Origin of the sequence: Pseudomonas sp. DD1 (assembly GCF_044510355.1) — a bacterium.
Lineage (GTDB): Bacteria > Pseudomonadota > Gammaproteobacteria > Pseudomonadales > Pseudomonadaceae > Aquipseudomonas > Aquipseudomonas shahriarae.
This window is the reverse complement of the sequence record NZ_MSAJ01000013.1, coordinates 34,393-57,099: the sequence shown is the minus strand read 5'-3', so window position 1 is coordinate 57,099 and position 22,707 is coordinate 34,393. Positions and strand designations below refer to the sequence as shown.

The window sequence follows — 22,707 nt, the reverse complement described above, 5'->3', positions numbered from 1 at the left end:
GCTCCGATGCATTCCGGTACTTCGCTGTCGCCAAGAGCGCAAAGAAGCCGGTCAAATCAATCAAAATGGGATTCGCACGCTAATGGCAGACGTCACATACACCCGCCCGGAGTACGACGCGGCACAGCCCCGTTGGCAGCTGGTGCGCGACGTGTGCAAGGGCTCCGAAACGGTAAAGGGGCGCGGCGATGTGTATTTGCCCAAGCCCAATCACCACGACACCAGTCCTGAGAACGTCGAGCGGTACAAGTCGTACAAGCAGCGCGCAGTGTTCTACAACGCTACAGGCCGCACGAAGCACAGCCTGGTAGGCGCCGTGTTCCGTACCTGGCCTACGCTCACTGTTCCTGGCGCGCTCGATTACGTGGCCAAGGATGTCGACGGGCAGGGTGTGAGTGTCTACCAGCAGTCGCAGTCGGTCATCGGGCATCTGCTCGAAGTCGGTCGTCACGGCCTGTTGGTGGATTACGCCGCGGTGCAGGCCGGTACGGTGAGTAAGGCGGATGAACAGGCCGGGCGCGCCCGTGCGAACGTTGCGAGCTACCCGGCCGAGTCAATCCGGAACTGGAAGACACGCAAGGTTGGCGGTCAGCACCTGCTGAGTCTGGTCGTGTTGCGCGAAGAGGCAGACATCGACACTGATGACGGCTTTGGAAGCGAAAAGGTCGTGCAGTACCGCGTGTTGCGCCTGGATGTGGCCGGCGTATATACCCAGGAGCTGTGGCAGGAAAGCTCAAGCGAGACGGCGATGGTCATCCCACCATTCACCCCGCTCAATGGCGCTGGGCAGCCATGGCGCGTGATACCCTTTCAGTTTCTCGGCAGCGAGAACAATGACACCAGCATCGACGACTCTCCGCTGTACGACATGGCCGTGCTGAACATTGGTCACTACTGCAACAGCGCTGACTACGAGGATTCGGTGTGGTTTTCAGGCCAGCCGCAGTTCTGGATTTCGGGCCTGGATGAGGCGTGGCGCGACCACCTTGAAGCCAACGGGATTTATGTCGGCTCCAGGGCGCCGCTGACGCTTCCAGCCAACGGGTCATGCGGGTTTGCCCAGCCTGAGCCGAACACGCTTGTAAAAGAGGCCATGGACGCCAAGAAGCTGGACATGGTTTCGCTCGGCGCACGCCTGATCGAACGTGGTAGTGCGGTAAAGACCGCCACCCAGGCCGATAACGACAGCGCCGCCGAGCACAGTGTTCTCTCCCTGGTGGTGAGCAACGTCAGCGAGGCATACAGCCAGTGCCTGGCCTGGATGGCTGAGTTCGTGAACGCCCCGGGCGAAGCGATCTACAAGCTCAACCAAGACTTCAGCCAAATCACCCTGGACGCAACGATCCTGGCCGCTCTGTTCAATGCGGTGCAGGGCGGCAAGCTGCCAGCGGGTGACTTCTGGCAGTACCTGCGCGACCGCGGGGTGATTGACCCGGAGAAGACTGACGAGCAGATCCGCGACGAACTTGAAACGGAGAACCCCGGACCTGACCTGGATGATGACGAGGCAAACCTAAATGGCGGTAAACCAAGCAGTCCTTGACGCCACCATCCGGCATGCCGTCTTCCTGGAGCAATTGAAGTCGGGGGAAGTCGCTAAGTTTGGGCCTTTCCTCAAGGAGATTGACTGCTCGATCCGTGAGCGGCTGACCCGTGCCGACCTGACGGACTACACCGTCGCGCGGCTCGAGCGGCTGCTGAGCGAGGTTGATAGCCTGTTGCTGGGCATCTTCGACCGGTACAGCGAGAAGCTGAACCTCGACCTGGTGGACATCGCCAACTACGAGGCCGAGTTTGAAGCGACAAGCCTGACCCGAGCGGCACCGGTGGGCGTCACCTTTGACGCGGCTGTGCCTGGTGCTGCTGCGATTCGTGCGGCGATCCTCACAAACCCGCTCAGCGTGCGCGGTGCTGACGGCGGCAAGTTGCTCAAGTCATTCATTGATGGCTTCACCGCCACGGAGCGGCAACGCCTCACAGGCGCGGTCAGGCAGGGCTTCTTCGAGGGCCAGACGAACTTCCAGATCATCAAGAACATCCGTGGCACCAAGGCGCTTCAGTACAACGACGGCATCCTGGCCACGACCAACCGCAACGCCGGCGCCATCGTGCGGACGGCAGTGCAGCACGTAGCCACCCAGGCGCGCATGGAGACGCTGAAGGAAAACAGCGACGTCGTGCATTCGGTGGAATGGGTCAGCACCCTGGATTCGAAGACCACCAGCCAGTGCCGGACGCTCGATAAGCGTCGGTTCAAGCTGACGGAGGGGCCGAGGCCGCCGATCCACATCAACTGCCGCTCGACGGTGGTGGCGGTGACGCGCTTCAGCGCGTTGTTCGCCAAGGACGCCACGCGTGCATCCATCGGTGACGCCGGTGCCCAGCAGGTGAGGGCAGACCTCAGCTATTACGACTGGCTCAAGCGGCAGCCAGCGGCGTTTCAGGACAAGGCTATCGGCCCAGTCCGTGCCAAGCTGTTCCGCGAAGGTGGCCTGAGTATCGAGCGATTCTCCGAGCTTCAGCTTGATCGCAACTTTTCACCGTTGACGCTTTCACAAATGCGCGCTCTTGAGCCTTTGGCGTTCGAGCGCGCAGAAATATAATTTAGCTGAAGTTGTTAGCCGGGATTTTCCAGAAGTTTTCCGGTATAGGCTCGCTAGTCTTTTCTTTATCCTTTAAGAAATCTTCCCCCTTCTCTCTGTCAAGCACTAAAGAGTTAACGAAAAAAGGCAAATCGAACTTTTCAGTAGACGCTGTAAATATTTTAGTTTTTACAAGTTCGCTTATAACATGGTCTGTAACTATCTGTGTTTCTAGTGGTAATACGTTGGGTGCGAAAAAATTCCGAATTATTGGTTCTAAACTTCCGCAGCACTTGTTTTCGAATCTTTCGATGATTTGAATTTCTGGAATTTCTATAGATCTCTTACGGTATAGATCCAAATATTGCTTTCTCGCATGTTGACGATCATTGTCTGCTCCCAGACTGCCAAGCTGTTGACGCATGCAGTAATCGACAAGGCGCAATAGGTCGATGTGCGCGTCCGCACCTAAGTGCGGAAGATCAATGGCGAACTCTGAATTTGATGTCATGTTTTTTTCATCCGTGATGATGCTAGGAGTTAATTGTCGTTTAAATAAAGCTGAATACAGTCTGGTGATTTTTGCGTTGCCAACGCTAATGAGGTTACAGACTGTTGTTGCAAAACTCAAAACTGTAAGCGTTCTTTATCCGCAGGCAGGGCCTGCACTCACGTCTCTGGGAGACAACCAATGCTGAAATTCCAACTGGATACCCTGGAAGGGGTAGATGAAGCCGTGCGCGCTCTTTACACCGAGAAGGACGGCAAGTTCGTGCTCGGCATTGAAGGTCTGCCGCAGCAGGAAGATGTATCCGGCCTGAAGGCCAAGGTTGATGAGCTGCTCGGCGAGAAGAAAGCCGCCGAGAAAGCTCGCAAGGATGCGGAAGAGCAGGCCCGGCTGGAGCGTGAAGAAGCCGCTCGCAAGTCCGGCAACGTCGAAGAGCTCGAAAAGTCATGGTCCGAAAAGTACAACCGCCGCGAAGCTGAGCTGAACGGCATGCTGGAGCAGGAGCGTGGAACGCTGAGCGGGCAGATCCGGGATCTGACCGTGGGCCGTACCGCTACTGACATCGCGTCTGCCCTTGCAATCCCAGGCAGCGCCAAAGCCCTGTTGCCGCACATCGAGCGCCGCCTGAGCGTCGAGCAGCGCGACGGGAAGCCTGTTGTGGTCGTCCTCGACCAGCAGGGCAAGCTCTCGGCGGCAACGCTGGATGAGCTGAAAGCTGAATTCGCAAACGACACGGCCTTCGCGCCGTTGATCGCGGGTAGTAAGGCATCTGGCGGCGGGGCTGCTGGTGCTGGAGGTGGCGGCGGGGCCGCAAAAGGAAAAATCGGCGGCACCAAAGAGGAACGTACGGCCGCAATTGCGAGCCGGTTCCCGGATCTCCCACAATCGTAAGGAAATAACTCATGTCCCTGTCGCAAATGCAGGTTTTCAACGAATACATCATGCCGGCGACTCTCGAGACGCTGGATCAGTATCTCGCCGCTTTCAACGCTGCCAGCCGCGGTGCAATCGTGCTGTCTCCGGACGGCTTCACTGGCGACTTCCTCCAAGAGTCGTTCTTCCAGACTCTGGCCACTGCCCAACGTCGCGTGGATCGCTACAGCGCGAACGCCGCGGTTGCTGCAACCGATCTGACCGAGCTGAAGAACACTTCGGTGAAGGTAGCCGGCGGTTTCGGCCCGATCCGCTACGAGCCGTCGCAGATGACCTGGCTGGAGCGCCCAACCGCGCAAGGTATCGAAGTCGCTAGCCGCGCGTTCGCTGAAATCCTGCTGAAGGACCAGCTGAACACCGCGATCGCTGCCCTGGTTGCTGCAATCACCGCACAGGCCACCGCGGTCAACGATGTGTCGGCTACCGCTGGCATCACCTACGCGGGCCTGAACAACGCCCATGCGAAGTTCGGCGATGCGAGCCAGAACCTGGTCACTCAGGTGATGCAGGGCACCAGCTACCACAAGTTGGTAGGCCAGAACCTGGCGAACCAGCAGCAGTTGTTCCAGGCGGGCAACGTCCGCGTCGTGGACATCCTCGGCAAGATCTCCATCGTTACGGATGCCCCGGCGCTGATGCAGGCCGGCACCCCGAACAAGGAAATCATCCTGTCCCTGGTGCAGGGCGCTGCGCTCGTCCACGACGGCCGCGACATCATCAGCAACGTCCAGACCACCAACGGCAAGGAGCGTATCGAAACCACGCTCCAGACCGACTACACCTTCGGCCTGGGCCTGAAGGGTTACACCTGGGACACCACCACCGGCGGCAAGTCTCCGACCGACGCCGAACTGGCGACCGGCACCAACTGGGACAAGACCGCGACCAGCATCAAGCACACCGCTGGTGTTGCCCTGATCGGTGACGCTTCCAAGTAACCCTGAAAGCTGAGTCGGGCCTGGTGCCCGACTTGGCGAGGACGAGATCATGAGCAACAAAAACATCTGGTATTTGCCGGGCCCATTCCACCAGTACCAGGAAGACGTGAAGGCACTGGCCAAGGCGAATGGTTTGCGCATCATCGACGCAAGCGCTACCGAGAGCCGCGAGGATGAGGCTGAAAATACTCCAACGGTAACGATGAGAGACCTGGTCCCGTCTATCTCTGTGCTTGTGGTCGGTGAGGATCAATCCCAGGTAGAAGAACTGCTTGGCCGGCTCCAGGCCGAGAGCAATTCTCTGCGTGTGCTGATTGCTGCTGCCGAAGGTTTGGTTCCACTTGAGCACCCAGAAGCCGGTGAACTGCCAATTCGTTTGTTCGATGCGCTTTTGTCCATTCACAACTCTGTTGTCGAAGTGACTACTGAACGTGATGGCCTGCGCACCACGGTTGACGCGCTGCGCGACGAGGTCGAAGCGCTGAAGAAGGCTGCGATCCCGCCGACCGCTGACGAGGCCGGTGAAATCGCGGCGTTGAAAGCGAAGCTGGACGAAGCCAAGGTTCCGTACCGGGCCAACGCCTCGAAAGATTCCTTGGAAAAGCTCGTAGCTGATCTGCCCAAGACCTGATACTGCTGGCTGCCGGTGACCCGGCGGCCAATCTTCAAACCATTCCAGCGAGTTGACGCATGACACTCATCATCGAGGACGGCACCGGCAAGCCTGACGCCGAAAGCTACGCGAGCGCCGAGGATCTGGCCATGTATGCCGTGAAGTTCGGCACGGTCATTCCTGACGGTGTTCCAGCGCAGGAAGCGTTGCTGCGCCGGGCCGCTTTGGCTATGGATGGAATGACCTGGAAGGGCCGCAAGACCAGCAGCGAGCAGGGGCTGGCCTGGCCGCGCCAGGAGGTGCGGTTGGATTATGAGATCAAGCCGAACAACTACCTTCCGGCGAGGATCCAGTACGGGCAGATGGCCCTGGCTGCTGAGATCTATCAGGACGATATCGACCCGGTGGAAAAACGCAAAGGCGCGGTGCTGCTGGATCGTGTCGAAGGTGCGGTAACCCGGCAGTATGCGGCTATCCCGTCCACCAGCAACCGGCTGCTGCCGGCAGCGCCGGATCGGCCGAGCGCCACTCAGTTTGCTGATTACCTCCAGAAAAGGGGGCTGTTTGCTGTGCGGGCATAATCGGGCGTAGGCTTGCGACTCCATCAAAAAGGAAGTCGATATGGCAGAGCATCAGATAGTTAGAAAACACCCGAATCAGGATGAAAAAGACGCTTGGGATGCTTATGCCAGCGCTGCTCTTTCCTCGCTTGTTGCTATAGGAAGCGAGCCAAATAAACTGGCGGCTTCAAAGGCCGCACAGTTCGCTACCTTGCTACTCAACGAGCGGAGAGAGTTGTTCCCTGAGAAAAAGGCGACGGCTCGAAGCGTGCCTCTCAAGCTTTAACTCAAACTGCCCAGCCACCGCGCTGGGCTTTTAACATCTGGAGCCACCATGGCCTTCTACGACGAAATGGCCGTGATGGCTCTGGAGATGATCACAGAGTTCGGCCAGCCCGTGACCATCAGCAAGACAGAGCAGGGAGAGTACGACCCAGAACAGGGCGGCGAAGTGCCAGGAGCAACCGTCGAGCAAATCGCCCAGGGCATCCTCCTTGACTTCACCGGCCTCGAATTTCAAAACAACAGCCTCATCCGGCAGGGCGACAAGAAGCTCAAGATCGCCGCGCAGGGCTTGGCCTGGGTACCGGGCCTGCTCGACAAGGTGGTCGCTCAAGGCCGCACCTGGTCAATCGTCCCGCCACTGAAAGAGATCAACCCCGCCGGCACGCCGATCCTGTATGAGCTGCAGGTGCGCTCTTGAGCCGGTCAGGCACCGGCCAATCCGGCAGCTTCGCCCTGAGCCTCGCCGAGTTCGCCGCCCAGACCAGCGAAGCAATCGACGCCAGTGTGCGAGAGATCATCATCGAGGTCGGCAGCAGCCTGATCCGCATGTCACCCGTGGGCAACCCGGAGATCTGGGCTGAGAACGCAGTCGCGACCCAGTACAACAAGGCTGTCGACGATCACAACAGCGCATTGCGCAGTGATCCGGCCAACCTCACCAAGGGCGGCAGGCTGAAGAGGGGCCGCAAGCTCAACGACGGTATGGACATCAAGGCGCCCGATGGCTACGTCGGCGGCCGGTTCCGGGCCAACTGGCACATCTCGCTCGGCGTGGTCGAAAACGTCACATTTGACGAGGTAGACCCCAGCGGCGCCGAAACCACTGCCGCGCTCGTCGCTGCAATGAGCGACTTCACCGCCGGCCAGATGGCCTACATCATCAACAACTTGCCCTATGCGATCCCGCTGGAGTTCGGCCATTCGACCCAGGCCCCTGGCGGCATGGTCCGGGTAACCGTGGCTCGCTTTCAGCAGATCGTGGTGGAGGCCATAAGGAACAACCAGGTATGAGTCACGCAATCATCGCTTCGATCTACGAGGCCAAGCTCATCGCTTGGAGCGCTGCCAGGTCGGAGAAGCTGAAGATCGTCTTCGAGAACACGGCCTACACGCCGGCGGCGGGCGAGACCTACCTGCGAGCCTTCACAATCCCGGGCGACACCGCGAGCAACACGCTTGGCGGTGATCACCGGCTGTTCACCGGTGTGTTCCAAGTAAGCATCATCGCGCCGGCGGGCACCGGCAAGACCAAGACGAACCCGATAGCAGCTGAACTGACAGATCTGTTCCCGCTGTACGCCAGGGACACCAAGGACCCGGTCACCGTGGTGACGATGTCGCCGGTCGACCAGGGCCCCGGTATTACCGGCGATTCCACCTATACCGTCCCGGTCTCGTTCTTGTACCGAGCCGACACGAACTGATCCCGCCCATTGGGCAAACCCACGAGCCCGCCATTGAGCGGGTTTTTTCATATCTGCAAAGAGGAAATACCCATGGGCTACAAAATCCCGAACGGCGGCACCTTCCAGCACGCCGCGACCTATGCCGCTGCGCTGGCATTTGCCACTATCACCAACGCCGCTGAGGCCGTGGCCACCGTTGTCGGCGGCACCCTGGCTGCGGGCGACATCGTCCTGCTCACTTCCGGCTGGAGCAAGCTGGATAGCAAGGTCGTGCGCGTGAAGGCGGCGACTGCTACTGCAATCACCCTGGAAAGTATCGACACTACCGACACCCAGGCCTTCCCTGTCGGTGGTGGTGCCGGGGCCATGCGTAAGGTGCTGACCTGGGTTCAGATCCCGCAAATCTCCGATGTGGCCTTCTCCGGTGGCGAGCAGAACTACCTCGACGTGGTTTTCCTCGAAGACGACCAGGGCAAGCAGATTCCCACCGATAAGTCGGCTGCCAGCATGGTACTGACCCTTGCCGACGATCCGATTCAAGACTTCAACAAGGTGTTGATGAAGGCCGATGCGGGCAAGCAGGTCGAGGCCGCACGTTTGAACCTGCCGGGCAATGACACGCTGCTGTACGGCGCCTACACGTCGTTCTCCAAACAGCCGGCGGTGTCTCGTAACAACCTGCTGACGCGCACCGTCAACCTTGCGCTACAGGCCGAGCCGACTCGCTACCTGACTGCGGTGGTGTAACCCATGGCCAAGATCCGTATCGCGCAGAACGCCACTTTCGCTGCTCCAGTGCTGATTCCAATCGTCGGCAGCGCGCCTGAGAAGGTTGAGTTCACCTTCAAGTACCGGGATCGCGCCGAGCTTGCTGCTCTGTTCGATGAATGGAACGAGAAGCGGAAGAAAGCGCAGGCCGCATTGGGCGATAAACCGTCATGGTCAGAAATTGTGGCCGTGGATACCGAGCAGCAAACCCAGCAGATCAAGGATCTGGTAGTAGGCTGGGGCTTCGACGACGAATACAACGACGACAACATCGTTGCATTCGTGAAGTCCTGCCAGGGCGCCGCCGAGGCGGTCGTTAAAGCCCATGAAGGCGCATATAACCAGGCCCGCCTGGGAAACTAACCGACGCCGCCCGCGCCATGTACTCGCCGAGCGTGCCCGACGCGATTATCGGGATGTTCGGCCTTGCCCCGGGAGATCTGGTTGAGGAGGTGGAGGTCTGGCCCTGTAACTGGCCTGCCTTCCTCCTTTTCAACCGCATGTCCACCCAGTGGCGAGCAGGCGCCGGCGGCGCGATCGGTCTCGACTACAACTGCATCCGCGACGTGGCCGGCTTCCTCGGCATCAAGAAAAAGAAACTCGCTGAAATCTTCCCTGACCTTCAGGTGCTGGAAGGTGAAGCCCTGCGCGTTATGGCGGAGGAAAGGGAAAACAGCCCGTAACCACGGGCACTTATTCAAGGTGAGTCGATGAACATTGCAGAACTCGGCGTCAAGATCGACTCGGCCGATGCGATCCAGGCAAAAACGAGCCTGGATGAAATGGCGAAGGCCGGCGGCCGGGCCGAGCAGTCCGCCGTTTCGCTGATGAACGAAATGCAGGCCCTGGAGAAGTCGCTGTCCACCAGCGCTAAGACTACCCAGGACCTGGCAAAGCAGCGTGAGGCTCTTGCCAAGCTGACCAAGACCGGCGCCTATGGCGAGGCCGAGGCGGCGAAGATCTCCGCGCAGCTCGACAAGCAGCAGGTGGCCCTGGCCAAGTCTGCCCTGGACGAACAGAAGGCCCTGAACAGCCTGCTGGGCGCAATCGACCCGGCCCGCGCCGCACTGGCGAAGCTTGACACTCAGGTCGAGCAGCTTGGTAAGCATCTGGACGCCGGCCGCATCAGCCAGGATCAGTACAACACTGCCCTGAGCAAGATCGACAAGGACTACGCCAAGCTCGAAAAGACCGCCACGGGATTCGACAAGCTGCGCCTCGGCACCCGTCAGGCACAGGAAAACGTTGTGCAACTGGGTAATGCGCTGTCCTCTGGCGACTGGGGTAGCGGCGTACGCGCCGTGGCTCAGTTGGGCGCCGGAGCTGGTGCTGGTGCTGCTGGTCTGCTCGCCATCCTGGCGCCGCTGGCGTTGGCCACTGCTGCTGTGGGCGGCCTGGCCGTTGCGTACTACAAGGGCAGCGAAGAGCAGGACCGCTACAACAAATCCCTGAACCTTACTGGCAACTACGCCGGCGTGAGTGCGGGCCAGTTGGGCGACATGGCGCGGCAGGTCAGCGCTACCGTGGGCACCACTGGCCAGGCTGCTGCCGTTCTAGCGATGCTGGCGGACAACGGAAAGATCGCTGGTGATAGCTTCACCGGGATTACCCAGGCTGCCGTGTCGATGCAGGAAGCCACCGGTAAGGCGGTCAGCGAGACGGTCGCGGAGTTCGTGAAGCTGGCCGACGACCCGGTCAAGGCGTCTGCCGCGCTGAATGATCAATACCACTACCTGACAGCCTCGGTTTACTCGCAGATCGCGGCACTGGAAGAGCAAGGCGATCACGCCGGCGCGGTGAAACTGGCCACAGAGCAGTACGCCGATGCCATCAATGAGCGTACACCGAAGATCCTGGAGAACCTCAGTTTTTGGGAGAGGGCTTATAACGCGGTTGCTCAGGCAGCCGATGGCCTCAAAAATGCCGGCCGCCGAGATATCAACGCGGACATCGAAAATGCCCGCGCTGGCTTGGCTGAAGCCCAGGGCATGGATGGCCTATTCCAAAACCAAAAGTCCAAGGATGCCTTGATCGAGTTCCGGCAAAACCGCCTGAACATGCTGGAAGATGAGAAAGCCGCCCAGGAAGATATCGCCAAGTGGGAGGGCGAGCAGGCCAAGGCACAGGGTGCGGCCGTTACTGCCATGACCAAAGTTGACGCGCTGACCAAGTCGTCGTTGACCAATGAGCATAAGCGGACCAAAGAGCTTGAGGACTACAAGCAGCAACTAGCTGATATCCGCAAGGTTTCGCCAAACGATCCGCGCCTACAGCAGGACGCTGTCGATAAGAACATTGCGAACATCAACGCCAAGTTCAAAGATCCCAAAGCGCCCGGCACCCAGGTCGACCTGACCAGCTTCAACAGCGCCAAGAACGACCTGGCTGCCATCACCGACACCTACAAAAACTACCAGAAGGGACTGGACGCGGCGCAGAAGGCCGGCCTGCTTTCAGAGGCTGATTACCTGCTGCGGCGCCAGGCGCTGATCGGCAATCAGCTCGACCAGACCACGGCAGCGTACGAGGCCGAGATTGCGGCGCTGGAAGCCGCCAAGGGCAAGAAAAGCACATCGGCAGCGCAAAGCATTCAACTCGACCAGAAGATAGCCGACGCGCGCGCAGGGATGGTCAAGGCGCAGAAGGATGCCGATAGCCAACTTGAAGTGTTGGCTACCAATGAGACCGGGCGACTCGCTAAGCAGGAGCGGGCGATCAGCTCGTACGTGCAGGCGCTAGGGCAGCAACAGCGAGCGCTGGAGCTTGCCGGACAGCGTGCTGTGCTCGGCGTTGGCCAGGGAGATCGGCAAAACGCGCTCAACGGGGAGCTGAACAGTCAGCAAGATCGGTTTGCACAGCAGTCGCTGGATCTGGAAAACCAGCGCTCCGATCCATCGCGCAATATGTCGGACGAAGAATTCACCCGAAAATCGCAGGCGCTCGCCGATGCGAACAAAAAGGCAACCGACCAGATCCGGCAAAACTACGCGGATGTGGAGGCCGCTCAGGGCGATTGGACGAAGGGCGCTACATCGGCCTGGGCCAACTACCTGGATTCGGCGCAAAACATCGCAGGGCAGACCAAGAGCCTGTTCGGCAACGCGTTCAGCTCTATGGAGGATTCAATCGTCAACTTCGCCATGACCGGGAAGCTGTCGTTTGCTGACTTCACCAAGTCGATCCTGGCAGACATGGCGCGCATTGCCACCCGCCAGGCCAGTTCGGCATTGTTGGGCAGTTTGGTGGGGGCAGCGGCCAGCTACTTGGGCGGCAGCGCCGCGGGTGGCGGCAATGGGCTGGCAGCTGGGTCTGCTGGTGCCACATCGTCAAACCTCGGCGCGTCCTCGGCCGGTTATTCAGGTACCTACCTCAGTGGCTTCAGGGCAACTGGCGGCCCCGTTAATCCGAACTCTCTGTACCAGGTGAACGAGCTCGGTCCAGAGCTCTACAACGAGGGTGGAAAGTCGTACCTGATGACGGGTGCAAACGGCGGGAGTGTCACGCCGCTTACTACGGGAGGCGTGCCTGGGATGTCCGCATTGACTGGTCGCGGGGGCGGCGGAGGGACTTCGGTTAGCCTCACCATGCCGATTATGGTCATGACGGATGAAGAGTCGGGCAAGTCGGATGGCGACAAACTTGATACAGAACTCTTCCAGCGAAACATGCAGGAGCGCATGCGCAGCGTCGCGAAAGAAGAGATCGCCAAGTCTTGGCGCCAAAATGGTGTGAGCCGCCAAAACGCAAGAGGGTGAAGTATGGCAATCGAACGATTCACCTGGGCGACGGAGAAGGGCGCGGAAGGGGATGTCGCCCAGCGCGTCCGCACCAAGCAGTTCGGGGACGGGTACGAGCAGTCGGTCGAGGACGGCCTTAACAACCAGTCCCAGTCCTGGCCCCTCACCTTCACCGGCGCCAAGCCACGGGTTCTGTTAATCAAGGCGTTCCTTGATCGACACAAGGGGGCAAAGGCGTTTCTCTGGACGCCACCCCTTGGGGATCTGGGGCTCTACAAGTGCAACGGCTACAAGCCCGTGCACCGTGGCGGTCAGGTCTACGCCATCACCGCAACCTTCCAGCAAACCTTTCACCCTTGAGATAACCGCCCATGGCACTGATCACGGACATCCAGAAACTGGAGCCCGGCGGCGAGATTCGCCTGTTTGAAATTGACGGGACCGAGTACGGCGCGGATTACCTGCGCTTTCACGGGCACGCTATTCCGCATACACCCGAAGAACTGCTGGCCTACGAGCATTCCGATGAGGAGCTCCCGGCCAAGTCGATTTGGTGGCAGGGCGAAGAGTACGCGGCCTGGCCAGTGCAGATTGAGGGCATTTCTTCGAGCAGCGACGGCACCGCCTCTCGACCGACTTTCGCCGCCGGCAACGTGAATGGGCGGGTCACCGCGCTATGCCTCGCCTTCGAGGACCTGCTCAAGTTCAAGCTGACGGTTCGCGAGACGCTGGCCAAGTATCTGGACGCGGCAAACTTCCCCGAGGGAAACCCAACTGCCGATCCGACCCAGGAAGCGCTGGAGATCTGGTACATCGACCAGAAAACCAGCGAGGACGGGGAAGCCGTGGTCTGGGAGCTGTCCTCTCCGGGCGAGATAGACAACCACGGTCTGCCAGGGCGCCAAATGACGACGTTCTGCCACTGGGCCATGACCAATGGCTACCGTGGGCCTGATTGCGGCTACACCGGTGCGGCGATGTTCGATGACGAGGACAATCCCACGGACGACCCGGCCCTGGACCAGTGCAAGGGCTGCTTGTCGTCTTGCAAGTTGCGTTTCGGCGAGAACAACGAACTGTCCTTCGGTGGATTCCCCGCCGTATCCCTCATTGCCCGGAGCTGACCATGCGCAAGCACATCATCGCTGCTATCCAGGCGCACACGGCGGCCCAGTACCCGAAAGAATGTTGCGGTCTGCTGCTGGCCATCGGGCGTAAGCAGAAGTACTTCCCGTGCCGAAACATCGCCACGGAACCGAACGAAGAGTTCCGGCTCGATCCCGAGGACTACGCCGCTGCGGAAGACTTGGGCGACGTTATCGGCATCGTTCACTCGCACCCGGACGCCACTAGCAGGCCGTCACCGCACGACCTGGCCATGTGTGAGGCCACGGCCTTACCCTGGCACATTATGAGCTGGCCCGAGGGCGACCTGCGCACGATCACGCCGACCGGCAGCGTGCCGCTGCTCAAGCGCCCGTTCGTGCACGGCGCCTGGGACTGTTGGCAGGTTTGCGCTGACTGGTACCAGCGTGAGTGGGGGATTGAGTTCGAGGCATTCCAACGCGTCGATGGCTGGTGGGAGAGTGCGGAGAACGCCAGTCTTTATGAGCAGCACTACGAGGCGGCGGGTTTTGAGCGTGTGAACAGCCCCCGGCGTGGCGACATGATCGTCATGCACGTCGGGCGCGCGGTGCACCCGAACCACGCCGGCATCTACCTGGGCGCCGATCCGGCATTGCCCGGTGAAGAACCCAACACCTTCGGCCCGGGACCTTTCCTGCTGCATCACCTGTACGGCAGGCCGTCCGAAATCATCGTATACGGCGGGCCTTGGCATGACCGTACGCGCCTGATCCTCAGACACCAATCAGCGAAGAGCGCCAAGTGACTTAGCCTAAAGCGTGCGCTGAAGGTTATTAGGATCGACACTGCAGAGGAAATTGTGAACCCATGAAAGTAGAGAAGCATGATCCTGCGCAGAGCGGGCACGCGGATATATCGTTATCAGATATTGCGGCTCGCTTCCGCGAAACGAAAATTTCCGATATTCCCATTTTACATTTTGATGAAGTGCATCGGCGAGCCCGGGATAAGCAGCGCAATTCGTCGTTGACCAGTTCAGCCATAACTGATGTAGCCCGGTGATCAAATCTTCTCTTCTTGCAAGCGCTTGGTTTCTCGGGGTGAACTCAACGTAGGAATAATAAGCTGCGTCAGTGTCTCCGGTCAGGCAGCCGAGCGTCATGAACGCCCGGTCCGGCGCGTTCATCGACAGCAGTAGCTGCCGCAAGCCGTTTTCTTCAGTTGCTTCATGTATGAGCTCAATCAGCTCCGGGCTACCCACAAGATTGATCCCGCCGTTATTCCGGTCCCCGTTTATAGAAACCTCCGCCGACTGGAACGGCCAGATCTTGTAGCTCGTCGAGTCGTCAGTCATTTTCATTTCGGACATGCAAAACGCCCTGTCTTTATGCGCGCCGATATTGGCGCAACCCCAGTCCTTGGGCTTGCAGGCGAAGGACTGGGAGTCCTTTTATTCCAGCGGCTTTTGCGGCTGAATGGTGATCTCGATTCCCGCAAGGGCTCCTGGCTCACCTTTGGTGATTTCTAAAGCCATGCCAGGGATAAGGTGCTGCTCAATTATCCACCCACCTGCAAGCGTGTACTTAACATCTACAGGGACTGGAAGTCCGTGGAAGCTGAACGTGATTTTCTTGCCAACCTCGGTGCTTTCAAGGGCTTCCAGAAAGGTTTTTGCCAGATTTTCTTCTTTAGTCATGACAATCTCCATTTGTAAGGCACAAAGCTACTACGCCGAACCTCTATTCAGTTACTGGCATTCCATCCACGCTGGATGCCTGGCCAGGGCAAAGAGGGCACCAAGCAGAAATAAAACCCGAGTGCTATGGTATTGCCATTATTCAAATAGGCAGGGAGGGATTCTGCATGGCGGGCTACAGCATCATTGATGGTCGCAAAGTGCCATTTACAGTGATCACTAGTGATCGGTCGCTAGATGGGGTGCATAAGACAGGGTTTGAAATTACAGGTTGCACTGTAGTAATCAACGGAACGATTCAGGGCTCAATATCCATAACCAATGGTGCGACCGTTATCGTAAACGGGGTAAACCAAGGATCAATCTCTGTGTCAGGTGGAGGACGGGTAAGGATTTTTGGGGCGTGCCAGGGTTCATTTTCCATATCGCGTGATTCGGCGGTATTGATCGAGAGGGGCGGAAGGATTGCAGGGTCCGTTCACAACGATGGTGCCTTGATCATTCGAGGTGGATTCGGTGGTAGCTACAGTGGCGCAGGAAAGCGAGCCATCGAGGGAGATGGCTACATACTGCAGCCTCGAATTGAAAATGGTGTCAACTATTACGAATGGTGAGTATGTCCGTGGGCCCAGTCCCGCGCTGGGCTTTTTGCATCCGTCCCCCGGTGCTACAGTCCCGCCAAACCAAAGAGGGAACGACATGCGGATTTTGATAGCGGCGGTAGCGGTGGCGATGTTGGCGGGGTGTGCCAGCGTTGGCGATACCAGAAGCAACCCGCCACTTTTGTCCCTGAAATCAAGCAAGCCAGCGAAGGCGGTTGCTGAGTGCATTCGAGATGGATGGCAGGGCACCACGGTGCTTGGCGCGGGGATCGGTGGAACTTTGCAAACATCAGGTGATAACTACACGATCCTGGCCCCGGATGCGCAGGCGCCGCTGCATCTGGTTGATGTGACTCCCAGCAAAAACGGATCAACCGTGCGCTACCACTTCTATAGAACCTGGCAATCTCCGCTCGAGAGAGTCACCGATGTAGTGAGGTCTTGCGCTAGATAGGCAAGGCATACCAACAAACCACCTACGGGTGGTTTTTTTACAGCTGGAGAAAGGTAATGGCCGCATTAGCTATCGAATATCAACCGATGACCACGATTTTGCTTTACGGACAACTTCGGCAGTTTGGCCGTTCGTTCAGGCTATCTGTGCGCTCGCCAGCAGAGGCTATCAAGGCACTCTGCGTGCAGATCCCTGGATTCGAGCGATTCCTGTCGAACGCAAAGTCTAGAGGTATCGAGTTCGCGGTTTTCAGGGGAAGTAAAAACCTTGAAGAGAAAGAGCTCGGCTACAGCGGCTCCGGCGACATTCGTATAGCTCCAGTGATTTGTGGCAGCAAGCGCGCTGGGCTTCTTCAAACCATCATTGGTGTTGTGATTGTGGCGCTGGCGTGGTGGAACCCGCTTGGGTGGTCAGCCGCTACGGCGCTCGCGGTCGGCATGGGAGGCGGCTCAATGGCTATTGGGGGCGCGATTCAAATGCTCAGCCCTCAGGCCGGCGGCCTCAAGACCAGCGCAGCCCCTGAGAACACCCCTGGCTACGCATTCGGCAGTGCCAAGAACACCACTGCATCTGGCAACCCGGTACCGCTCTGCTACGGCAAGCGTCGGGTGGGCGGGGCGATCATCAGCGCCGCAATCTATGCCGAAGACCAGATGTAGCCAGAAACTGAAGCACCGCAGCCGCCCATGAGGCGGCTTTTCATTACCTGGAGGAAAGCATGGGCGCAGCACGCAAGATTGATATCCACGGCGCCAAAGGCGGCGAAGATAAGCCGAAAACGCCAACTGAAGCTCCGGATAGCCTGCGCTCTGTCGCAATTGCCAAGATGCTGATCGCTGTGGGCGAGGGTGAGTTTGAAGGCACGCCAACGGCGCGAGACATCTTCCTCGACAACACACCACTGCAAGACCCGCAGGGGAACATGAACTTTCCCAACGTGAAGTGGGAGTGGCGCACCGGTGCGGTGGATCAGACCTATATCCAGGGCATTCCATCTGTTGAGAACGAAACCACCATCAGCACCGAGCTGCGTAGCAGTACGCCGTGGGTTCGGGCAATCAGCAACACTCAGCTTTCAGCGGTGCGCGTTCGTTTTGCTTGGCCGATGCTTCAGTCCATTGACGCTGGTGGCAACATCAACGGATATCGGATCGCCTACAAAGTTGAGGTGGCCACTGACGGCGGCGCGTATCAGGAAGTCCTGAGCGAGGCTGTCGACGGCAAAACCACCAGCACCTACGAGCGTACCCGACGAATCAATTTACCGAAGGCGACTACGGGCTGGCTGCTCAAAGTTACTCGGCTGACCGCCAATCAGAACAACAACAAAATCGCCGACACCATGCAGATTACTGGTTTCACGGAAGTGATCGACGCAAAGATTCGGTACCCGAACACTGCGCTGCTCTATATCGAGTTTTCGGCTGAGCAGTTCCGTAGCATCCCGGCGGTGACCGTTGAGACCAAGCTGAAGAAGATGCAGGTCCCGAGCAACTACGACCCTGTGGCTCGATCGTACACGGGGATTTGGGACGGCACATTCAAGCAAGCTTGGACCGATAACGCGGTTTGGATGACCTACGACATCACCACCGCTGACCGCTTCGGTCTCGGCCGCCGTATCAAGCCGTGGATGGTGGACAAGTGGGAGCTCTACCGAATTTCCCAGTACTGCGACCAACTGGTGCCGGACGGGAAGGGCGGCCAGGAGCCGCGCTTTATCTGCAACCTGAACCTGCAGAGCAAGGCCGATGCCTGGTCGCTGTTGCGCGACATTTCCGCGATTTACCGGGGCATGACTTACTGGGCCCAGGGCCAGGTCTTCACCCTGTCGGATATGCCGCGTGCTACTGACTTCGACTTTGCCTATACCCGGGCGAACGTCATCGATGGCAAGTTCACATACTCCAGCGCATCGGAGCGCACCCGTTACACCCGTGCGCTGATCAGCTACGACAACCCGCTCAATAACTACGACACCGACGTCACCGCGGTGACCGACCAGAAGCTGCAGCGGCGCTACGGCGACAATCCGCTGGAAATCAGTGCGATCGGTTGCACCCGCGAATCCGAGGCCCAGCGCCGCGGTAAGTGGGCGCTGCTGACGAACTCCAAGGACCGGGCCGTTACCTTCAAGGTTGGTCTCGACGGGCGCATTCCGCTGCCTGGATACGTGATCCCGATCGCCGACGAACTTCTGGCTGGCCGTCCGGTGGGCGGACGCATCTCGGCGGTGAATGGCAAAGTCATCAAACTAGACCGCGACACCCAGGCCAAACCCGGGGACCGATTGATCCTCAACCTGCCTGACGGCAAGTGCGAGGGGCGCACCGTGCAGTTGGTCAGCGGCCGGGAGGTCACCATTACCGTTGCCTACTCCGTTGCGCCCGAGCCCGAACTGGTGTGGGCGCTGGATGCCGACGATCTCGCCATCCCGCTGTATAGGGTGGTGAGCGTGGCCCGGCCGGAGCCCGGCGTCTTTGAAATCTCGGCCGTGCAGTACGACCCAAGTAAATTCGCGCACATCGACACCGGTGCCCGCCTGGAAGAACGCCCAATCAGCGTTGTGCCGATCACTGTGGTTCCGGCGCCGGCGAGCGTCAGCATCTCCTCGAATGACTCCGTGGACCAGGGTATCTCTATCAGCACCATGAACATCTCTTGGCCCGCCGTTGCTGGCGCGGTCGCATATGACGTGGAATGGCGCAAGGACAACGGCAACTGGATCAAGCTGCAGCGCACTGGCTCGACGAGCGTTGACGTTACGGGCATCTACTCGGGCGCCTATCTGGCCCGGGTGCGTTCAGTGAGCGCATTTGAGATTTCTTCGATTTGGAAGAGCTCAAACCTGACCAACCTGGAAGGTAAGGTCGGCCTGCCGCCGGCGGTGGCGTTTCTGACCACCACCAGCCTGGTCTACGGCATTGGCATCCAGTGGGGTTTTCCACCAGGTGCTGAGGACACCCAGCGCACGGAGGTCTGGTACAGCGAGTCGCCCTATCTGGAGACCGCCAAGAAGCTGAGCGACTTCAGCTACCCGCAGGCCACGCATGAAATGCACAGCCTGCTGGCGGGCGCGAGCCTGTTTTTCTGGGCGCGCCTGGTGGACCGGACCGGCAACGTTGGCCCGTTCTTCCCGATCCCTGGTGCGGTCAATGGCCAGGCCAGCTCGGACCAGACCGAGTACGACAAGTACTTCGCCGACAAAATCGGCAAGGGCGCGCTGTATCCAGGCCTGCGAGAAGAGATTGCGCTGATTTCGGGGGACGGCGACGGATCGGTCAACGAACGGCTGAAAGAGGCCAAGGCAGAGCTGGAGGGGCTGCTGGGGCAGATCACCGGGGCAGAGCCATACAACCCGACGAAGCCATACGGCGCCGGCGCATTCACGCAAAAGGATGGGCACCTGTACCAGGCGACTGGCCCGGTACCGGCCGGCGAAGCGCCGCCAAACCCGCTGTACTGGAAGGACATCGGCACGATCCTGCAAACCACCAACGCGCTGGCCCAGCAGGTTCAACTGGTCACCAGCATGATCGAGGAGATCGAGGGCCAGGTGGTGGCCACGGCTACATCGGTTGAGGCATTGCGCTCGGCCGCCCGTGGCGATGATGGCGCGGGCGATCTGGCGGATGCGGTGAAAGGCTGGCAATCGACAGCGGACTTCGGGGTTGAGAAGCGCACGCGGGCCTCGGAAAACGATGCAATGGCGCGGCAACTCACCACGATGGAGGCGCGGGTGGGGGCGAACCAGTCCGGGCTGACCGTGCTGGAGCAGGTGGTGGCCACCAACAAGCAGACGGCAGCCACGCAACTGACTCAGCTTAAAAGCGACCTGGAGTTGACCGAGGGGAAGGTGGCCGGCAATGCGCAGGCAATCACCGGCCTCGACACCAAGGTCTCCAACCTCGACGGCAAGGTCACGTCTCAAGCGTCCAGCAATGAGGCGCTACGGGCTTCGGTGCGCGGCGATGATGGTTCCGGTGATCTTGCCGGCGCGATCAAGGCCTGGGAGGCGACGGCCAGCTTTGAGGTTGAGAAGAAGGTCCAGGCTTCCGCCAACCAGGCGCTGGCCAGAACCTCGGAAACCCTGCAGTCGAGCATCGGACAGACCAATGCCTCGGTTCAGCAAGTGAACGAGACGGTTGTCGATCTCAACGGCAAGGTATCTGCTCAGACCACGATCAAAACCAAGACCACGGCCAACGGCAAGACAGTAATGGCGGCCCTGGCGCTGGGTAGTGACGGGGAAACGTCAGAGATCCTGGCGTTTGCGCAGCGCTTCGCGATTGTCGACGAGGTCAGTGGGCAGCTGATAACGCCGTTCGTTGTGAGCGGCGGCCAGGTGTTCATCAACCAGGCGGTGATCAACAAGGCATTTATCCAGGAGATCATCCTGGGCATGACGCTGCGATCCGAGGCTATCGACTCCAGGGGGCGCCCGCTGCTGGAGATCAATGTGAAGGCGGGCACATTCGTGCTGCGCGGCGATGGTACTGGCGGCTCGATCTTGCTCAATAACAACGGCCTTGCTGTGTATGACGGTAATGACGTACGTCGGACAATGACCGGCAATCTAAGACTTTGACTGGATTGAAGTTGCAGGGGAGGTGCGGGCATGGACTTTGGTTTAAGTGTGTTTGACGCTAACGGCGTTAAAACATTAGGTATGGAGGATTTCACCCTACAGAAGTTGGCAGTGTTGATAGTTCCGGCGGCAACTGGTGGCGGAAGAGGTTCTAACTATGAGTACATTCTTATGGATGTTCCAGGCTATGACCCCGCCACCTGCTTTGTCACGATCACCCCCAAAGTTTACGCGCCGTATGATCAGCCTGGTTACCCTGATACTTGGGGTGGCTTACCGACTTACACAAACTTGGGCGGGACAAGAATTGCGATTTACACACAAATCAATTACCGCGAGCCGGACGGTGGTGGCGGCGGGAAAAACCGCGAGATGTGGACGCGCAATGTTGTGGAGAGCGTCGTAGAAGTGGTCAAGGTAAATTGATATGGATGACTACGGTTTTGTCGCTGTAAACGATCACGGATCTGTCAGCATCAGCAGCGTGTACAAAGTTCTGGTGTTCTCCGAGCGAGGGCAGTTCAGAATCCAGTCTCGCTACACTGACAAGGAAGGCAAAGGGCAGTTTACCTTTGCCAAGCCTATTCGCACCGTGGAACCGCCCCAAATATTTTTGAGGACGATATCGGCATCACACGACAGCCTTGGGTTGTATACCTCCATTGAAGGGTCTTCCGGTAACTGGACCGGGTTTCATGTCACATCAGCAGTTCGGGGGGGAAGCGTGTTGCAAGACTATTTAATGGAGTTTGTGTCTTGCAAATATTCCGACCAAAGCAACTCATCTGAATACGGACTTGAAGTGCGCGATGCACAAAACCGGATCATGTTTGTGTCCAGTGATAGGGTTGTTCGTTATGGGAAGTTTTCAAAGAATTGGACGGTAGGCAGAGGACGTTTCGTAGATATCTACTACAGCGATCTAACAGTAGATACTGACGATTTTATAAGCGTGTCGAGTCTTGATCGGGGAATAATGTGGTTTGCAAACGACTCGAAATATGCGGGCATCACAATTTTAGAGGGCGGGGTTCCGGTGTTGCAGATCTTTAATCAGAGGCACTACCTAGAACGATTTTATTGGCAAGGCTCAGATGGTTTTTGTCTAAGCATTCCCGTCTGCAAGTTTCCAATAGAACGTTACTACAACTAATTTCAAGTGCTGATGTGGGCACTCAACTGGAGAAACCTATGGCTTCTTGGTTTTCAGAAGGGACTGTGAGCTTGCAGAACGGGAGCCCGACAGTAACGGGCGTCGGCACCAAGTTCTCGAACTGCCGTGCCGGGGATATGTTTGTCGGCCCTGACCAGGGCATCTATCAAGTGATCAACCCAGCCAGCGATACATCGCTTTCCATTTCTCCAGCCTACCGTGGGCCGGCCGTTGGCGGCGCTGGGTACGGGATCGTGCCCGTCAATGGCTACCCCAAAGCCCTGGCCGACGCGGTGAACCAAATGGTTCAGCAGTGGGGCGCCACGCTCGCGGGCCTGGGGAGCGTATCGACGGAGAACGTTGTGCCGGTGGCCAAGGGCGGCACTGGTGGCAGAAATCAGGCTGAAGGGCGCTCGGGCCTGGGGCTGGGCACTGCTGCAACAGCGGCGCTGACCGTGGGCAATGCGGATACCACACCAGGGCGAGTGCTGAAAAATGGAGACCTTGGCCTTGGTGCAGACTGTGTAGGGATTTCAGATTGGACTGCCGCCTACGATGAACTTGGCGGCGCGCTTATCGCCGGTAATGCGATCTTTCCCGGCGGCACCGGGGAGTCGATTAATGCAACAGGTATCACCTTGAGGCGTTCTGGCCGCGTTGGCGCTCAGATCATGATTTACAACGGTGATAACCAGTTCCTCTTTCGATCGGCATTCAACGGGTTCCTTCCGTGGGTGCGGATGTACCACACCGGCAACACCACCCGCATGGCCGACAACACACTAAGGGCGATCTAAT

The 22,707-nt window shown here is 58.8% G+C and carries 25 protein-coding genes; 22 read left to right on the top strand and 3 right to left on the bottom strand.

The window, feature by feature from the left end; all coding sequences use genetic code 11:
• Positions 1–82 precede the first annotated feature (82 nt).
• Together PSFL_RS12260 and PSFL_RS12255 are read left to right on the top strand one after the other, a co-directional pair.
• Positions 83–1,543 carry a DUF4055 domain-containing protein gene (locus PSFL_RS12260; protein WP_198849408.1) on the top strand — a complete coding sequence of 487 codons (1,461 nt, stop codon included), beginning with the start codon at positions 83–85 and terminating at the stop codon, positions 1,541–1,543.
• A complete protein-coding gene (locus tag PSFL_RS12255) occupies positions 1,518–2,603 on the top strand; it encodes a minor capsid protein (protein ID WP_198849409.1) in 1,086 nt (361 codons plus the stop codon). Before PSFL_RS12260 ends, PSFL_RS12255 begins: the two co-directional genes overlap by 26 nt.
• Before the next feature lies 1 nt (position 2,604).
• On the opposite strand, the gene PSFL_RS12250 is transcribed toward PSFL_RS12255, so the two are convergent.
• Positions 2,605–3,213 (bottom strand): hypothetical protein, encoded by a 609-nt coding sequence (locus PSFL_RS12250; protein ID WP_397470113.1) that lies wholly within the window; start codon positions 3,211–3,213, stop codon positions 2,605–2,607.
• Positions 3,214–3,273: 60 nt separating this feature from the next.
• Between PSFL_RS12250 and PSFL_RS12245 the strand changes: the two genes are divergently transcribed.
• From PSFL_RS12245 to PSFL_RS12175, 15 genes are all read left to right on the top strand, one after another.
• Entirely contained in the window at positions 3,274–3,981 is a 708-nt protein-coding gene (locus PSFL_RS12245; RefSeq protein ID WP_198849411.1) for a hypothetical protein, read from the top strand.
• A gap of 11 nt (positions 3,982–3,992) precedes the next feature.
• Positions 3,993–4,961 (top strand): major capsid protein, encoded by a 969-nt coding sequence (locus tag PSFL_RS12240; RefSeq protein WP_397470112.1) that lies wholly within the window; start codon positions 3,993–3,995, stop codon positions 4,959–4,961.
• A 49-nt stretch (positions 4,962–5,010) separates the two neighbouring features.
• Positions 5,011–5,592 (top strand): hypothetical protein, encoded by a 582-nt coding sequence (locus PSFL_RS12235; RefSeq protein WP_170045136.1) that lies wholly within the window; start codon positions 5,011–5,013, stop codon positions 5,590–5,592.
• A gap of 59 nt (positions 5,593–5,651) precedes the next feature.
• Positions 5,652–6,155 carry a DnaT-like ssDNA-binding protein gene (locus PSFL_RS12230; protein WP_170045137.1) on the top strand — a complete coding sequence of 168 codons (504 nt, stop codon included), beginning with the start codon at positions 5,652–5,654 and terminating at the stop codon, positions 6,153–6,155.
• A gap of 40 nt (positions 6,156–6,195) precedes the next feature.
• Positions 6,196–6,420, top strand: coding sequence for a hypothetical protein (locus PSFL_RS12225; protein WP_169998788.1), 225 nt, complete (start codon positions 6,196–6,198; stop codon positions 6,418–6,420).
• Between the two features lie 48 nt (positions 6,421–6,468).
• Positions 6,469–6,837, top strand: coding sequence for a hypothetical protein (locus PSFL_RS12220; RefSeq protein WP_170045138.1), 369 nt, complete (start codon positions 6,469–6,471; stop codon positions 6,835–6,837).
• The gene (locus PSFL_RS12215) at positions 6,834–7,430 is read left to right on the top strand and encodes a hypothetical protein (protein WP_170045139.1); all 597 of its coding nucleotides are present in this window, start codon (positions 6,834–6,836) and stop codon (positions 7,428–7,430) included. The genes PSFL_RS12220 and PSFL_RS12215 overlap by 4 nt, the downstream gene beginning before the upstream one ends.
• On the top strand, positions 7,427–7,843 hold the full coding sequence (locus tag PSFL_RS12210; RefSeq protein ID WP_397470111.1) for a phage tail terminator-like protein: 417 nt from the start codon (positions 7,427–7,429) through the stop codon (positions 7,841–7,843). The genes PSFL_RS12215 and PSFL_RS12210 overlap by 4 nt, the downstream gene beginning before the upstream one ends.
• A gap of 72 nt (positions 7,844–7,915) precedes the next feature.
• On the top strand, positions 7,916–8,572 hold the full coding sequence (locus PSFL_RS12205; RefSeq protein WP_397470110.1) for a phage tail protein: 657 nt from the start codon (positions 7,916–7,918) through the stop codon (positions 8,570–8,572).
• A gap of 3 nt (positions 8,573–8,575) precedes the next feature.
• Positions 8,576–8,956, top strand: a complete 381-nt coding sequence (locus PSFL_RS12200) for a phage tail assembly chaperone (protein ID WP_032880702.1) — start codon at positions 8,576–8,578, stop codon at positions 8,954–8,956.
• Positions 8,957–8,973: 17 nt separating this feature from the next.
• Positions 8,974–9,276: a DUF1799 domain-containing protein gene (locus tag PSFL_RS12195; protein ID WP_170045140.1), complete on the top strand. Its 303-nt coding sequence runs from the start codon at positions 8,974–8,976 to the stop codon at positions 9,274–9,276.
• Between the two features lie 27 nt (positions 9,277–9,303).
• On the top strand, positions 9,304–12,348 hold the full coding sequence (locus tag PSFL_RS12190) for a phage tail tape measure protein (protein WP_397470109.1): 3,045 nt from the start codon (positions 9,304–9,306) through the stop codon (positions 12,346–12,348).
• 3 nt (positions 12,349–12,351) lie between these two features.
• Positions 12,352–12,690, top strand: coding sequence for a phage tail protein (locus PSFL_RS12185; protein WP_120731897.1), 339 nt, complete (start codon positions 12,352–12,354; stop codon positions 12,688–12,690).
• Positions 12,691–12,701: 11 nt separating this feature from the next.
• Complete coding sequence (locus PSFL_RS12180) at positions 12,702–13,454, top strand: phage minor tail protein L (protein ID WP_397470108.1); 753 nt, start codon at positions 12,702–12,704, stop codon at positions 13,452–13,454.
• 2 nt (positions 13,455–13,456) lie between these two features.
• Positions 13,457–14,221 (top strand): C40 family peptidase, encoded by a 765-nt coding sequence (locus tag PSFL_RS12175; protein WP_397470107.1) that lies wholly within the window; start codon positions 13,457–13,459, stop codon positions 14,219–14,221.
• Between the two features lie 6 nt (positions 14,222–14,227).
• On the opposite strand, the gene PSFL_RS12170 is transcribed toward PSFL_RS12175, so the two are convergent.
• Together PSFL_RS12170 and PSFL_RS12165 are read right to left on the bottom strand one after the other, a co-directional pair.
• Positions 14,228–14,785 (bottom strand): hypothetical protein, encoded by a 558-nt coding sequence (locus PSFL_RS12170; protein ID WP_090291344.1) that lies wholly within the window; start codon positions 14,783–14,785, stop codon positions 14,228–14,230.
• Between the two features lie 81 nt (positions 14,786–14,866).
• Positions 14,867–15,112, bottom strand: a complete 246-nt coding sequence (locus tag PSFL_RS12165) for a hypothetical protein (RefSeq protein ID WP_397470106.1) — start codon at positions 15,110–15,112, stop codon at positions 14,867–14,869.
• Between the two features lie 1,112 nt (positions 15,113–16,224).
• Here PSFL_RS12165 and PSFL_RS12160 point away from each other — a divergent pair.
• Genes PSFL_RS12160 through PSFL_RS12140 form a run of 5 tightly spaced genes read left to right on the top strand, consistent with a single transcriptional unit; the run spans position 16,225 to position 22,706 of the window.
• Entirely contained in the window at positions 16,225–16,827 is a 603-nt protein-coding gene (locus PSFL_RS12160) for a tail assembly protein (protein ID WP_205475881.1), read from the top strand.
• 59 nt (positions 16,828–16,886) lie between these two features.
• Complete coding sequence (locus PSFL_RS12155; protein WP_397470105.1) at positions 16,887–20,756, top strand: DUF1983 domain-containing protein; 3,870 nt, start codon at positions 16,887–16,889, stop codon at positions 20,754–20,756.
• Positions 20,757–20,786: 30 nt separating this feature from the next.
• On the top strand, positions 20,787–21,182 hold the full coding sequence (locus tag PSFL_RS12150) for a hypothetical protein (protein WP_092236114.1): 396 nt from the start codon (positions 20,787–20,789) through the stop codon (positions 21,180–21,182).
• A 1-nt stretch (position 21,183) separates the two neighbouring features.
• Entirely contained in the window at positions 21,184–21,909 is a 726-nt protein-coding gene (locus PSFL_RS12145) for a hypothetical protein (RefSeq protein WP_397470104.1), read from the top strand.
• A 38-nt stretch (positions 21,910–21,947) separates the two neighbouring features.
• Complete coding sequence (locus tag PSFL_RS12140; RefSeq protein WP_397470103.1) at positions 21,948–22,706, top strand: hypothetical protein; 759 nt, start codon at positions 21,948–21,950, stop codon at positions 22,704–22,706.
• The last annotated feature ends 1 nt before the right edge of the window (position 22,707 follow it).

What these genes read in the sequence shown, in the direction of transcription:
- PSFL_RS12235 (WP_170045136.1), top strand. Translation starts at nt 5,011, where the DNA reads ATGAGCAACAAAAACATCTGGTATTTGCCGGGCCCATTCCACCAGTAC.
- PSFL_RS12225 (WP_169998788.1), top strand. Translation starts at nt 6,196, where the DNA reads ATGGCAGAGCATCAGATAGTTAGAAAACACCCGAATCAGGATGAAAAA.
- PSFL_RS12155 (WP_397470105.1), top strand. Translation starts at nt 16,887, where the DNA reads ATGGGCGCAGCACGCAAGATTGATATCCACGGCGCCAAAGGCGGCGAA.
- PSFL_RS12165 (WP_397470106.1), bottom strand. Translation starts at nt 15,112, where the DNA reads ATGACTAAAGAAGAAAATCTGGCAAAAACCTTTCTGGAAGCCCTTGAA.
- PSFL_RS12150 (WP_092236114.1), top strand. Translation starts at nt 20,787, where the DNA reads ATGGACTTTGGTTTAAGTGTGTTTGACGCTAACGGCGTTAAAACATTA.
- PSFL_RS12260 (WP_198849408.1), top strand. Translation starts at nt 83, where the DNA reads ATGGCAGACGTCACATACACCCGCCCGGAGTACGACGCGGCACAGCCC.
- PSFL_RS12145 (WP_397470104.1), top strand. Translation starts at nt 21,184, where the DNA reads ATGGATGACTACGGTTTTGTCGCTGTAAACGATCACGGATCTGTCAGC.
- PSFL_RS12190 (WP_397470109.1), top strand. Translation starts at nt 9,304, where the DNA reads ATGAACATTGCAGAACTCGGCGTCAAGATCGACTCGGCCGATGCGATC.
- PSFL_RS12230 (WP_170045137.1), top strand. Translation starts at nt 5,652, where the DNA reads ATGACACTCATCATCGAGGACGGCACCGGCAAGCCTGACGCCGAAAGC.
- PSFL_RS12220 (WP_170045138.1), top strand. Translation starts at nt 6,469, where the DNA reads ATGGCCTTCTACGACGAAATGGCCGTGATGGCTCTGGAGATGATCACA.
- PSFL_RS12185 (WP_120731897.1), top strand. Translation starts at nt 12,352, where the DNA reads ATGGCAATCGAACGATTCACCTGGGCGACGGAGAAGGGCGCGGAAGGG.
- PSFL_RS12255 (WP_198849409.1), top strand. Translation starts at nt 1,518, where the DNA reads ATGGCGGTAAACCAAGCAGTCCTTGACGCCACCATCCGGCATGCCGTC.
- PSFL_RS12240 (WP_397470112.1), top strand. Translation starts at nt 3,993, where the DNA reads ATGTCCCTGTCGCAAATGCAGGTTTTCAACGAATACATCATGCCGGCG.
- PSFL_RS12245 (WP_198849411.1), top strand. Translation starts at nt 3,274, where the DNA reads ATGCTGAAATTCCAACTGGATACCCTGGAAGGGGTAGATGAAGCCGTG.
- PSFL_RS12205 (WP_397470110.1), top strand. Translation starts at nt 7,916, where the DNA reads ATGGGCTACAAAATCCCGAACGGCGGCACCTTCCAGCACGCCGCGACC.
- PSFL_RS12170 (WP_090291344.1), bottom strand. Translation starts at nt 14,785, where the DNA reads ATGTCCGAAATGAAAATGACTGACGACTCGACGAGCTACAAGATCTGG.
- PSFL_RS12210 (WP_397470111.1), top strand. Translation starts at nt 7,427, where the DNA reads ATGAGTCACGCAATCATCGCTTCGATCTACGAGGCCAAGCTCATCGCT.
- PSFL_RS12180 (WP_397470108.1), top strand. Translation starts at nt 12,702, where the DNA reads ATGGCACTGATCACGGACATCCAGAAACTGGAGCCCGGCGGCGAGATT.
- PSFL_RS12160 (WP_205475881.1), top strand. Translation starts at nt 16,225, where the DNA reads ATGGCCGCATTAGCTATCGAATATCAACCGATGACCACGATTTTGCTT.
- PSFL_RS12175 (WP_397470107.1), top strand. Translation starts at nt 13,457, where the DNA reads ATGCGCAAGCACATCATCGCTGCTATCCAGGCGCACACGGCGGCCCAG.
- PSFL_RS12140 (WP_397470103.1), top strand. Translation starts at nt 21,948, where the DNA reads ATGGCTTCTTGGTTTTCAGAAGGGACTGTGAGCTTGCAGAACGGGAGC.
- PSFL_RS12200 (WP_032880702.1), top strand. Translation starts at nt 8,576, where the DNA reads ATGGCCAAGATCCGTATCGCGCAGAACGCCACTTTCGCTGCTCCAGTG.
- PSFL_RS12195 (WP_170045140.1), top strand. Translation starts at nt 8,974, where the DNA reads ATGTACTCGCCGAGCGTGCCCGACGCGATTATCGGGATGTTCGGCCTT.